A 12,241-nucleotide genomic window follows, 5' to 3' on the forward strand; every position below is an offset into this window, starting at 1 on the left:
CACCACGTTGATAGGCTGGGTGTGCAAGCGCGGTGACGCGTTGAGCTTACCAGTACTAATCGCTCGATTGAACTTGATCGCTCTCATGATCCATGTCCGTAAATGATCGGCAGCCGCTGCAAAGCGGCTCCGATCCGCGGACGGTCAGACGAACGAAACCAAAGACCAAAACGGTCGACGCCTTACGGCTGTCGACCCGCGTCAGCTACGGCTGTCGCTCAGCTTGCCGAACAANTGCAAAGCGGCTCCGATCCGCGGACGGTCAGACGAACGAAACCAAAGACCAAAACGGTCGACGCCTTACGGCTGTCGACCCGCGTCAGCTACGGCTGTCGCTCAGCTTGCCGAACAACGATGTGCTGYGCCGGTCTGGTGGTTTGAGCGGTGTGCCCAGAACCCGATCCCATCTCGAACTCGGCCGTTAAACGCACCAGCGCCCATGGTACTGTGTCTCAAGACACGGGAGAGTCGGTCGCCGCCAGACCTGCACAGCACATCACAACCGTTAAACGCACCAGCGCCCATGGTACTGTGTCTCAAGACACGGGAGAGTCGGTCGCCGCCAGACCTGCACAGCACATCACAACCCCTCCAGACGATCCGAACTTGCCCAAAAGGCAAAACACCCTGGCGCGGGGTGGAGCAGCCCGGTAGCTCGTCAGGCTCATAACCTGAAGGTCACAGGTTCAAATCCTGTCCCCGCAACCAACATCACAACAACAAACCAAANGCGCGGGGTGGAGCAGCCCGGTAGCTCGTCAGGCTCATAACCTGAAGGTCACAGGTTCAAATCCTGTCCCCGCAACCAACATCACAACAACAAACCAAAAGCCCCCAACCTCACGGTCGGGGGCTTTTCGCTGTGCCAAGCTGATCAGCCGCGGGTAGGGCCCGCCTGGTCAAGCGAACCAATAACGAGAAGGCCTGAGAGGGTAGGGGCCCCTCGACGACCCCGGGCACCCGACTGGGATCTCTGGATCGGGGGGCGTGAGGAACGCTGTCGTTCCTCCGCACCGTAGTCGTCACAAAGCGCGGGTGCTTCCTATTCGGTAATGCTGCACATACGTTCCGACAGAGGTGGATCGGGTCCGGCGTTCGGTCCGCCTCATTCCCACTCGATGGTGCCGGGGGGCTTCGAGGTGATGTCGTAGGTCACTCGGTTGATGCCCTTGACCTCGTTGATGATGCGGGTCGCAACACGACCGAGGAAGGCCATATCGAATGGGTAGAAGTCCGCGGTCATGCCGTCGACGGAGGTGACAGCGCGCAGCGCACAGACATGGTCGTAGGTGCGCCCGTCACCCATCACGCCCACGGTCTTCACCGGCAGGATCACGGCGAAGGCCTGCCAGATGGTGTCGTAGAGGCCGGCCTTGCGGATCTCGTCGAGGTAGATCGCATCGGCCTTGCGCAGAGCCTCCAGCTTCTCCCCTGTGATGGTACCGGGGCAGCGGATGGCGAGGCCCGGTCCCGGGAAGGGATGGCGGCCGACGAAGGCGTCCGGCAATCCGAGTTCCTTGCCAAGCACCCGGACCTCGTCCTTGAACAATTCGCGCAGGGGTTCGACGAGCTGCATGTTCATGCGCTCGGGCAGGCCACCGACATTGTGGTGGCTCTTGATGGTCACCGAGGGACCGCCAGTGAACGACACGCTCTCGATCACGTCCGGGTAGAGGGTGCCTTGGGCCAGGAACTTGGCGCCGCCGATCTTCTTCGCCTCGGCATCGAACACGTCGATGAACAGGCGGCCGATGGTCTTGCGCTTGATCTCCGGATCACTGACCCCCTCGAGCTCGCCGAGGAACAGACCTTGCGCCTCCACGTGGACCAGCGGGATGTTGTAGTGGTCGCGAAACAGACGCACGACCTCGTCGGCCTCGCCCATGCGCAGAAGCCCGTGATCGACGAAGACGCAGGTGAGCTGCTCGCCGATGGCCTCATGGATCAGCACCGCCGCCACGGAGGAATCGACGCCGCCGGACAGGCCGCAGATCACCTTCTCCGAGCCGACCTGTTCGCGGATCTTCGCGATGGCCTCTTCGCGATAGGCGCCCATGGTCCAATCGCCGGAGCATCCGGCGATGTCGCGGACGAAGTTGCGGATGAGCAGCGCCCCGTGCGGGGTGTGGGCCACCTCGGGGTGGAACTGGACCGCGTAGTAATTGCGCGATTCGTCGGCGACCGCCGCGAAGGGGGCATTCTTCGACATGGCGACGGTGGTAAAGCCGTCCGGCAGCTTCGTAACCCGGTCGCCGTGGCTCATCCAGACGGGGTAGTGCTCACCCACATGCCAGACGCCCTTGAACAGGGGGCAATCCGACAGAATCTCGATCTCGGCACGGCCGAACTCGGCATGGTGTCCGGCCTCGACCTCGCCGCCGAGTTGGGCCGCCATGGTCTGCTGACCGTAGCAAATGCCGAAGACCGGGACGCCCGAATCGAAGACGATCTGCGGCGTTCGCGGCGAAGCGTCCGTGGTCACCGATTCTGGCCCGCCCGAAAGGATCACGCCCTTCGGCTTCGACTCGGCAAATGCCTCGGCGGCTTTGGTGAAGGGGACGATCTCGCAGTAGACGCCCTCCTCGCGCACACGTCGCGCGATGAGTTGCGTCACCTGGGAGCCGAAATCGACGATGAGGATCTTGTCGTGGTCGGTGATCATGGAACCGGAGTTAGACGAGGCTCACGCACGGTGCAACGGATGGAGCGATGTGCGCCGTGCAGGAACCGCAACCGTCTGGGGATTCTGCGGTTCGGGTGTCAGCTGCCCGCCTTGCGTTCCAGAGTCGCAACGTAGAATCCGTCCGTGCCCGTGAGAGCCGGGCTCATCTGCAAACCGTGCTCGGTGAACCGCAGGAACGGGCCGAGATCGGGCTTCTCCCCAGCCACCACGGCCGTTGCCGGCACCACCGCGAAGGCGTCGCCAGCGCGCGCGAGAAAGCCAGCGACCGCCGCATCGTTCTCGTCCGGCAGCAGGGAGCAGGTGACGTAGGTGATGCGTCCGCCCGGACGCACCAGGGCAGCAGCGCGGTCGAGCACCGTGGCCTGCTCGTTGACGCGGGCGGTAAGCGCTCCCGGCCGCATCCGCCACTTCGCATCGGGATTGCGGCGCCAGGTGCCGGAGCCCGTGCAGGGCGCGTCCACGAGAACGCGATCCGCGGTACCGTCGAGGTCCGCCAGAACATCGGTCCGAGCCCGGCCGCCGCGCGGGGTCCGGATCTCGGCGCGGGCTCCAGCCCGGCGCAGACGCTCGTGAATGGGTGCAAGGCGACGTGGATCGTCGTCGCTGGCGACCAGTCGTCCGTCATTGCCCATCATCGCCGCCAGGCTCAGGGTCTTGCCGCCGCCCCCAGCGCAGAGATCGATCACGGTCTCGCCGGGCTTCGCGCCGGACAGCAGACTCGCGAGCTGCGAACCCTCGTCCTGGATCTCGTACCACCCGTCGAGGAATTCAGGCTCGACATGCAGAGCGGGGCCGCGCCCATCCTCGCCGATGGGGATACGCAGGCCGTTGGGCGCGTGGGGCGTCGTCGCCGGGGCGAGATGGGTCAGGCCCGCCATGGCCGATTCACGGCTCTGCCTGAGGGTGTTGATCCGGATATCGAGGGGCGCGCGGCGCGCCAGGGCCCGCAACTCGTCGAGCAGCGCGTCGCCGAATGTCGTTGCGAGGGCGGGCAGCACCCATTCCGGCACGTCGCCGGCGACGTGGTCGGGCGCCTGCGCCAAGCTCGCATCGGTGAGGCGGGTCCGTTCGTGATCGGACAACGGCGCGGGGGCGAAGCGATCGCCCGAGAACTGGGCTGCGATGGTGGGGGCCGCGAGCCCATGCTGGAGGCGCAGCATGCCGATGACGAGGGCGCGCGGACTCTCGTCGTCCATGATCCAGGCGGCGGACGCCCGCCGGCGCAGGGCATCGTAGACGAGGCTGGCGATGGCAGCCCGGTCGCCCGAGCCGGCGAAGCGGTGGGCGAGGCCCCAATCCTTGAGGGCATCGGCGGCGGGGCGACGGCGTCCGGCGATGTCGGCAAGGACTTCGATGGCGGCGGAGAGGCGGGCGGGGGGCGTCAGGGCGAAGGTCCTCCGGGCGGGATCACGAGGGTTGGGCGAATGCCGTGATACGGCCACGCTTAAAGCGCGGCGGGGTCACAGGGGTGTCGAGCTTCTGGCACTATTCCGGGGCACGAAGGCAGCGGGACCACATCGGTTGGTGCCCGGAGCTTTAGAGAACCCCATGCCCCCCGTCATCCATCTTGGCCTTGCCGGACTCCTGTTGCTCTTCGTCGCCGCTTGCGCGACGGCCCCGGCCGCCATCGATCCGACCCCGCCGCCGCGCCGGCTCGACGCGAAGACGCAGCTGGAATACGGCAATCCACCGCCGCCCGGACCGCGCTACTGAACCGTCGTGGCTTCGCGGGTGCGCCGGGCCTCGTAGGCTTTCAGATGCGTGTGGACACGGTCGAGCAAGGGATGCCCGGCCGTGTCGGGCGCCCGTGCGATGAGGTCGCCGATGATCTGGTCGACTTCGATCCGGGCCCCGTTCTCGATGTCGCGAAGCATCGAGGCGGTGAACCCCGACCCGTCCGCCGTCAGGGTGGCGCGGGTTCGCGCCACGAACTTCTCGCGGGGGGCATGGCCAGCGCTCGCCGCGATGCTACGGCACTCCTCAAGCAGGGCCTCGATGAAGTCCCGCCCGCCGGGGGCCGAGACGATGTCTCCAATGGTCGATCGCATGAGGCAGGTCGATCCGGCCAACGTCGCCAGGAAAGTCCACTTCTCCCACATTTCCAGCATCATGGTCTGGCTCAGGCGAGGGTCGAAGGTCGCGCCTTGCATCAGGGCGTCGATGGCTTCGATGCGCGGCGACAGGCTGCCGTCGCGCTCGCCGTAGGTCAGGGTGTGCAGTTCGTTCATCTGGTGGACGGTGCCGTCCGCTCCGAGCGTCGCCGCAATGGCGCAGGTTCCTCCGAGAACGCGCTCCGACCCGAACCGGGCTTCGAGGGCGTCGAGGTGGCGCATGCCGTTGAGCACGGGCAGGATCGCCGTCTCCGGGCCGATGCCGGGGGCGACGTCCACGAGAGCTGCGTCGAGGTCGTAGGCCTTGCAGCTGAGGAACACGAGGTCGAAGGCGCCGGCCGAGGCCAGCTGCGCCGCCGTCACGGTCTTCGGCGACGAAAGCGTCAGGTCGCCGTGTGGACTCTTCAGGCTCAAGCCACGCGCAGCGAGCTTCTCCGCGCGCGCCGGGCGAACGAGGAACGTCACGTCCCGGCCGATCGCGGCCAGCCGGGCGCCGAAATATCCTCCGGTGGCTCCGGCACCAACGACGAGTACGCGCATGGGACGATCCCTTTCGATTCGAGGACGTTCTCTCTGGAAAGTTTCTACACGCTCCGGGCGTATCAGCTCGCCAGAATTCGTATGGCGAACACACTCCACATCACCAGGAGGACCACCACGCCGGCGGCGAAGGCTTGGAAGCGATACGAGAGCGGATTGGTCGTGACGTAGAGAACCGCGTGGACCGCCCGCGTCGCGACGAAGACCCAGGCCAGCACCACGAACAGCAGGTCGGCTTTCCGGGTGTACAGTGCCAGCGGCACCAGGGCGTAGAACAGAACCGGCAGTTCGAACTGGTTCGCGTAGGCGTTGGCCGCCCGTTGGGCGCGATCTGGCCAAGCCCTCTGGCCGACGGCGATGTCGCCGACCCGAACGGTGCCGGCCCTCAACGCGGCGAAGCGGACATGCCCCATCCAGAACAGCAGCGCGAAGGTGAGGAACACCTGCGCGAAGGCCGGTGCGAGGATGGCCGGAACCGTCATGGTCGAGTCATCCGCGCGTGATGAAACTCCCGCGCCCGGGGCACGCGGGAGACTGGACGGGGCGAGATTGTTCGCCGGGTGGGGTTCAACCGCGTCCGGGGTAGTTCGGGCTCTCGCGGGTGATGGTCACGTCGTGGACATGGCTCTCGCGCAGGCCCGCATTGGTGATGCGGACGAACTGCGCCTTGTCCTGGAACTCCGGGATCGTGGGGGCGCCGACATAGCCCATGGCGGCGCGAAGGCCCCCGGCAAGCTGGTGCAGCACCGCGGCCACCGGTCCCTTGTAGGGCACCTGCCCCTCGATGCCCTCGGGGACGAGCTTGTGCGTGTCGTTGACCTCCGCCTGGAAGTAGCGATCGGCCGAGCCACGGGCCATGGCGCCGACCGAGCCCATGCCGCGGTAGCTCTTGTATGAGCGGCCCTGGTGCAGGAAAACCTCGCCGGGCGCCTCGTCGGTACCGGCCAGGAGGGAGCCCAGCATCGCCACGGACGCGCCGGCCGCGATGGCCTTGGCGAGGTCACCCGAGTACTTGATGCCGCCATCGGCGATCACCGGCACGTTGGCGCGGTCGGCCGCCTCGACGGCCTCCATCAGGGCGGTGAGCTGGGGCACGCCGACACCGGCGACGATGCGGGTGGTGCAGATGGAGCCCGGGCCGATGCCGACCTTGATGGCGTCGGCGCCCGCGTCGATGAGGGCCTGGGCGCCGTCGCGAGTGGCGACGTTGCCGGCGACGATCTGCACGGTGTTGGAGAGTTGCTTCACCCGGCGCACGGCGTCGAGCACCTTGATCGAGTGCCCGTGGGCGGTGTCGACCACGACCACGTCGCAACCGGCATCGATGAGACGCTCGGCCCGCTCGAATCCGCTGTCGCCCGTGGTGGTGGCCGCCGCCACGCGCAGGCGGCCCTGCTCGTCCTTCACGGCGCCCGGATACGCGACCTGCTTCTCGATGTCCTTGACGGTGATGAGGCCGATGCAGCGGTAGTGGTCGTCGACCACCAGGAGCTTCTCGATGCGGAACTGGTGCAGGAGGCGCTTGGCCTCGTCCTGGTTCACGCCTTCGCGCACGGTGATGAGCCGGTCGCGGGTCATCAGTTCGGCGACGGTTTCGGAGGAATTCGTCGCGAAGCGCACGTCGCGGTTGGTGAGGATGCCGACGAGCTTGCCGCGCGAGCCGTTGGGGCCGCGCTCCACCACCGGAATACCGGAGATGCGGTTCTGCTTCATCAGCGCGAAGGCGTCGGCCAGGGTCTCGTCGGGGTGGATGGTGATGGGGTTGAGCACCATTCCCGACTCGTACTTCTTGACGAGGCGGACCTGCTCGGCCTGCTCGTCCGGCTCGAGGTTGCGGTGGATGACGCCCATGCCACCGTTCTGCGCCATGGCGATGGCCATGGGTGCTTCCGTCACGGTGTCCATGGCGGAGGCCAGGATCGGCAGATTGAGGTGGATGGTGCGGGTGAGCCGGCTCGCGACGCTCACCTCGGTGGGCATCACCGAGGAGGCGGCGGGGCGCAGGAGGACGTCGTCGAAGGTCAGGCCTTCGATGATGGAATCTGCGGTGATGCGGGCCATGAACCAACTCCCAGAAGGGGTGAGACGCCGGGTCCGTGGACCTCTTCGGCGTCATCGAGTTGGCAAGGGCCAGTATCATGCGGGCCCGACCCGCGCAAAGGCGGAATCCGCGGGCGGCACGAGGATATCCCCCGTCCGCATGGCTCACCGGCCGCGCGGTCCGAGCCGTTCGGTCACCGGACGGGCGCGAGGGGGCCCTTGTCGGTGTATTCCGGCGGCAGGCCGATGTAATCCGCCGCGATGCCGTCGACGCCCGGCGCACGGCCGAAGGCCTCGCAATCGGGGTCGAGGGGCGCCTCGCCGAGGGTCGTGATGCGGATGCGGTCGTAGCTCGGGATGGCCAGCGGTGCCTTGAATGGATCGACGCCGGTGGCGAGGTAGCCGCCCCAATCCTGTCCGAATTCGCCAGCGAGGTCGTAGGCGTCGCTGATGGGCGAGAAGCGCGGCTGGCTCGTGAACGAATTGGCGGCCCCGCCCCACACCATGGCGGCCCGCTGTTCGTGGCGGCCGTCGAGGGCCTCCGCCTCGATGGTGATGCTGCCGAGGCCGATGGGAATCCGCGGGATCGGGACGCGGCCCACCGACGTGGCGAAGCCGACACCGACCTGCGATGCGATGCTGACGCCGGCCGAGGTGGCGATGGTGGCCCCCGCAGCCGGCAATCCGGTGAGTTCGATGCGGGTGACGGCGGCGCGCACGGTCAGGTCCGCCTTGCGGCCCGAGACCACGTCGTAACGCAAGGACAGTTCGTAGCAGAGCGCCCGGTCCGCGGCGTTGGCGACGAGGCGACGCTCCACGGACGTCAGGCCGGGACCTGAGACGGCCTCGGAAAACGTTGTCGGAATGATCCGGATCGTCCGTGCGGCGGCGGTGGCGGCACGGTCGATGTAGAGCTTCGCCCGTGTGGCGACCTCTTCGCTGCCGACGAGACGGTCGTAGCGGGTGAGTGAGCCGGAATCGTTCAGGAGGACCGTGCCGCAGCCGGCCATGGCGAGCATCAGGGCGAAACCGGCGGTCATGCCGGGTACCCTGAGACGACGTTCGAAGCGCGAGGGCATCCAGGAACCTTGACGGAAGAACGGGAACGGCGGCTCGGCGCATCCGGGGCAGACATGCCCTCGAACGGCACCAGACGGTCCGTGTTGGGCGACAGCTTAGCTGCGGGGACGACCACGTGGAAAGGCGCTCGACGCCCCGCCGCCCGCTGTTGCGGCTGCGTGTGGCGGAAGCGCCACGCAGTTCCGGCACGGTTCCGGCTGCGATTTTCATCCACCATACGCCAACAGAACGGCACACCGCTCTCAGGAATCGGGACGTAGCCGATAAGTTTCTCTCGCCGCAGGTGCAACCCGATGGCCCATCCGGGACTTGTTGCCGTCCGATGCGCCCGTCTCAGATCGTCCCCCTCGTCGTCGCCACAGCCCTGTTCATGGAGAACACCGACGCGACGGTGATCGCCACGGCGCTGCCCACCATCGCCCGGAGCCTCGGCGAAGACCCTATCGCCCTGAAGCTCGCGCTCACCGCCTACCTCGTGAGCCTCGCGATCTTTATTCCCATCAGCGGCTGGATGGCCGACCGCTACGGCGCCCGTACGGTGTTCCGGGTGGCGCTCGGGGTGTTCATGGCCGGGTCGCTGGCCTGCGCGGCATCCGATTCCCTCGTCGGCTTCGTCGCCGCCCGGTTCTTCCAGGGCCTCGGCGGCGCCATGATGGTACCGGTCGGCCGCCTCGTCATCCTCCGCAGCGTGCCGAAGAGCGAGCTCGTCAGTGCGCTCGCCTACCTCACCATCCCGGCCCTCATCGGTCCGATCATGGGGCCGCCCCTCGGCGGCCTGATCACAACCTACCTCGACTGGCGCTGGATCTTCCTCATCAACATCCCCATCGGGTTCGCCGGGATCGTGCTGGCAAGCGTGTATTTCGAGAACGTACGCGAGACCGCGCGGCCGCCCCTCGACCTCGTCGGGTTCGCGCTTTCGGGTCTCGGGCTTGCGACCCTGATGCTCGGGCTTGCCTCGACGGGGCGCCACCTCCTGCCCGAGGGTGTCTCTTGGGGGTGCCTCGCCGCCGGCATCGTCCTGCTATCGCTCTATCTCCGCCATTCCCGCAGGGTGGCGCATCCGGTCATCCGCCTCGATCTCCTGCGCTATCCGACGTTTCGCGCGGCCGTGACCGGGGGCAGCTTGTTCCGCATCGGCACCGGGGCGATTCCGTTCCTGCTCCCCCTGATGCTGCAGATCGGGTTCGGCCTCGATCCCCTGCAATCGGGCCTTCTCACCTTCGCCGCCGCCGCCGGCGCGCTCCTGATCAAGCTCATCGGTCCGCGCATCCTGCGGGCCTACGGCTTTCGCCGGGTGATGCTGATCAACGCCGCCGTCGCCACGGGCTTCCTCGCCGCGAACGGCCTGTTCACGGCGCAGACGCCGCACGCGATCATCGTCTGCACCCTGCTACTCGGCGGCTGCGTGCGCTCGCTTCAATTCACCTGCGTCAACGCCATCGCGTATGCGGATCTCGAACCGCGGGACATGAGCGCCGGAACGAGTCTCGCCAGCGTCGCCCAGCAACTGTCGCTCAGTCTCGGCGTCTCGCTCGGAGCGCTCGCCCTGGAAGGCAATGCCGCCTGGCACGGACGAACGGATCTCCACGCGGAGGATTTCGGACCGGCCTTCCTCGCCGTCGCGGCGATCTCGGCCCTGTCGGTCTTCGCCTTCCGTCGTCTCGCGCCCGATGCGGGCGCGGAGGTATCGGGGCATCGCCGGGTCGCGCCGGCGCCGTGATCTACGCCGCCGCGCGGGTCGGACTGCGTCCGGCGGGACGTTTGCCGCGCGAGGCCGCCTTCGGTGCCGCGGCCCTCGCCGCGGTGGGTCTCGGTTGAGGCCGCGCGCCCTGGCGCCAGCCCTGCCAGCTCCATGCGCCGGGACCTGTCGCAGCGTACAGGAGGAACCCGCCGGCGAGCCCCAGATCCGCGAGCATCAGGGTGCGCTCGGCCACCGCGGCGGGCCCGGAGAACTGCCAGAACGGGTGCAGCAGGACCGCCATGGCGACCGCGAAGCCTCCGAGACTAAGACCGGTGAGGCCCGGCAGGACGCCGACGAGGAGCGCCAGGGGACCGAACACCTGAACGACGACGGCTGCCGTCGCCACGAGGTTCGGCGAGGGCAGGCCTGTTCCGGCGAGCGTCAGGGCGAAGCCCGAGACGTTCAGCGCCCGAGCGATGCCCGTCGGAAGGAGGGCGGCGGCGAGCAGCAGCCGGGCGAGGAGAAGCAGTCCGTCATGAGTACGGCCGGGCACGTCGCGGGCTCCGTCTGGATTGGTTTGAGAACAAACCATGTCCTGGGGGGCTGAAGACGGGGTTAAGGCGCGGAAAGCCGCTGGTGAAACGGGAAGCTCATCCCGAAACGCCCCCGCGATACAGGCGTCCGCGCTCCGTCCAGGCGACGACCAGGAGGGCGAGGGCACCGAGGGCGGCATAGCCGAGACCGATGGGCAGCACGGTGCCGTCGAAGGCCTGGCCGATGAGGAAGCCGCACAGGGCACCGAGAATCGTAGTGTAGAAGCCGAGGAAGGACGAGGCCGTCCCGGCGATCTCCCCCAGAGGTTGCAGGGCCAGGGCGTTGAAGTTCGGCATGGCGAAGCTGATCAGGAACTGATTGGCGGCGAGAAGTCCGAGGAACAGGCCGAGGGGTGGGCGCCCGCCATAGGCAAGGGCCGCCATCACCTGGACCACCGCGACGGCGACGAAGGCGGTGAGCCCGGCATGGGAGAGGGGTCGCATGCCGAGGCGGCGGACGAGGCGGGCGTTGACCAGGGTTGCCGCACCCATGGCCCCGGCCACGAGTCCGAAGGCGAGGGGAAACAGGGCACCCAGATGATAGAGGCCGGTGTCGAACACCTGCTGGGCCGAGCCGACATAGCCCATGATGCAGCCCGTCAGCAGGCCGAGCGCCGTGGCGTAGCCCACCGCCACCCGGTTGCGGAACGTGACTGCCACAGCCTGGCCGACGACGCGCAGGGAAAACGGGCGTCGGTATTGCGGGTGCAGGGTCTCGGGCATCCGGGCGGAGAACCACACGACGAGGAGGCCGGCGAGCACCAGCATCGACACGAAGACGTAGTGCCACGAGCCGAGGAGAAGCATCGCCCCGCCGATGGCCGGCGCGATCATAGGCACGATGAGGAATACCATCATCACGAGCGACATCACGCTCGCCATCTCGCGCCCGGCGAACCGGTCGCGCACGATGGCAGTGGACAGCACCCGGCCGCCGGCCGCGCCGATGCCCTGGATGACGCGCGCTGCGAGCAGCCAGGCGAAGGACGGGGCGATCATGGCGAGCACGGTGCCGGCGACGTAGATCGAGAGGCTTACGAGCAGCACCGACCGGCGCCCGTAGGTGTCCGAGACGGGACCGTAGACGATCTGCGCCGCCCCGAAGCCGATCATGTAGACGTAGATCAGCCATTGCAGCCGGTTGGGATCCGCAACCGCGAACTCGGCCTGGATCTCGGGGAACGCCGGCAGGAGATTGTCAATGGAAATGGCGGTCACCGCCATCATCAGAGCGACGATCCCGACGAACTCACCGAAGCGCGGGCCGCTCCAGACCGAAGGCATCGGTGCTACGGGGGCGGGTGGGGGTGTCAACGACAAGGCGATCCTCGACGCGGGAGCGGAAGTTGGGAGCGGAACGGATCGGAATGCGTGACCGTACCCGCACGAAAGGACAGCCCTGGCCTAACGGCCTGCATGCGAGCTTGATCCCAATCGGCCGGCCGTCGGTCGTGCAGTGGCATGGGTCGAAGGCATGACGGGGTGACGGATGCCGCGCCAACCCGGGTCG

Annotated in this window: 10 protein-coding genes, 2 tRNA genes and 1 rRNA gene; 5 read left to right on the plus strand and 8 right to left on the minus strand. The window is 67.5% G+C overall.

Annotated elements, in window-relative coordinates; translation table 11 throughout:
• Positions 1–368 precede the first annotated feature (368 nt).
• The 3 genes from rrf (at position 369) to ASF27_RS07645 (ending at position 808) form a co-directional block, all read left to right on the plus strand.
• Positions 369–484, plus strand: a 5S ribosomal RNA gene (rrf, locus tag ASF27_RS07635).
• 147 nt (positions 485–631) lie between these two features.
• Positions 632–708, plus strand: a tRNA-Met gene (locus ASF27_RS07640).
• A 23-nt stretch (positions 709–731) separates the two neighbouring features.
• Positions 732–808: transfer RNA gene (locus tag ASF27_RS07645), tRNA-Met, on the plus strand.
• A 297-nt stretch (positions 809–1,105) separates the two neighbouring features.
• Here ASF27_RS07645 and guaA read toward each other — a convergent pair.
• A complete protein-coding gene (gene guaA, locus ASF27_RS07650; RefSeq protein WP_056173028.1) occupies positions 1,106–2,662 on the minus strand; it encodes a glutamine-hydrolyzing GMP synthase in 1,557 nt (518 codons plus the stop codon).
• 98 nt (positions 2,663–2,760) lie between these two features.
• Positions 2,761–4,068, minus strand: coding sequence for an RsmB/NOP family class I SAM-dependent RNA methyltransferase (locus tag ASF27_RS07655; protein WP_056359124.1), 1,308 nt, complete (start codon positions 4,066–4,068; stop codon positions 2,761–2,763).
• Positions 4,069–4,231: 163 nt separating this feature from the next.
• Between ASF27_RS07655 and ASF27_RS22675 the strand changes: the two genes are divergently transcribed.
• Positions 4,232–4,396 (plus strand): hypothetical protein, encoded by a 165-nt coding sequence (locus ASF27_RS22675; RefSeq protein WP_200918712.1) that lies wholly within the window; start codon positions 4,232–4,234, stop codon positions 4,394–4,396.
• Here the strand turns inward: ASF27_RS22675 and panE are convergent.
• The 4 genes from panE to ASF27_RS07675 form a co-directional block, all read right to left on the minus strand.
• Entirely contained in the window at positions 4,390–5,334 is a 945-nt protein-coding gene (gene panE / locus ASF27_RS07660) for a 2-dehydropantoate 2-reductase (protein ID WP_056306112.1), read from the minus strand. The two genes, ASF27_RS22675 and panE, sit on opposite strands and share 7 nt — an antisense overlap.
• 62 nt (positions 5,335–5,396) lie before the next feature.
• Positions 5,397–5,816, minus strand: a complete 420-nt coding sequence (locus ASF27_RS07665; RefSeq protein ID WP_056306110.1) for an MAPEG family protein — start codon at positions 5,814–5,816, stop codon at positions 5,397–5,399.
• A gap of 85 nt (positions 5,817–5,901) precedes the next feature.
• Positions 5,902–7,395 (minus strand): IMP dehydrogenase, encoded by a 1,494-nt coding sequence (gene guaB, locus ASF27_RS07670; RefSeq protein ID WP_056306108.1) that lies wholly within the window; start codon positions 7,393–7,395, stop codon positions 5,902–5,904.
• 173 nt (positions 7,396–7,568) lie between these two features.
• Entirely contained in the window at positions 7,569–8,453 is an 885-nt protein-coding gene (locus tag ASF27_RS07675) for a DUF3313 domain-containing protein (protein WP_056359062.1), read from the minus strand.
• Between the two features lie 323 nt (positions 8,454–8,776).
• Between ASF27_RS07675 and ASF27_RS07680 the strand changes: the two genes are divergently transcribed.
• Positions 8,777–10,177 (plus strand): MFS transporter, encoded by a 1,401-nt coding sequence (locus ASF27_RS07680; RefSeq protein WP_056359065.1) that lies wholly within the window; start codon positions 8,777–8,779, stop codon positions 10,175–10,177.
• Between the two features lies 1 nt (position 10,178).
• Here ASF27_RS07680 and ASF27_RS07685 read toward each other — a convergent pair whose 3' ends face one another.
• Positions 10,179–10,691: a DoxX family protein gene (locus tag ASF27_RS07685; protein WP_244480948.1), complete on the minus strand. Its 513-nt coding sequence runs from the start codon at positions 10,689–10,691 to the stop codon at positions 10,179–10,181.
• A 97-nt stretch (positions 10,692–10,788) separates the two neighbouring features.
• Positions 10,789–12,015 carry a multidrug effflux MFS transporter gene (locus ASF27_RS07690; protein WP_056359072.1) on the minus strand — a complete coding sequence of 409 codons (1,227 nt, stop codon included), beginning with the start codon at positions 12,013–12,015 and terminating at the stop codon, positions 10,789–10,791.
• Positions 12,016–12,241: the final 226 nt, after the last annotated feature.

It is taken from the genome of Methylobacterium sp. Leaf102, from assembly GCF_001422425.1.
Classification (GTDB): Bacteria; Pseudomonadota; Alphaproteobacteria; order Rhizobiales; family Beijerinckiaceae; genus Methylobacterium.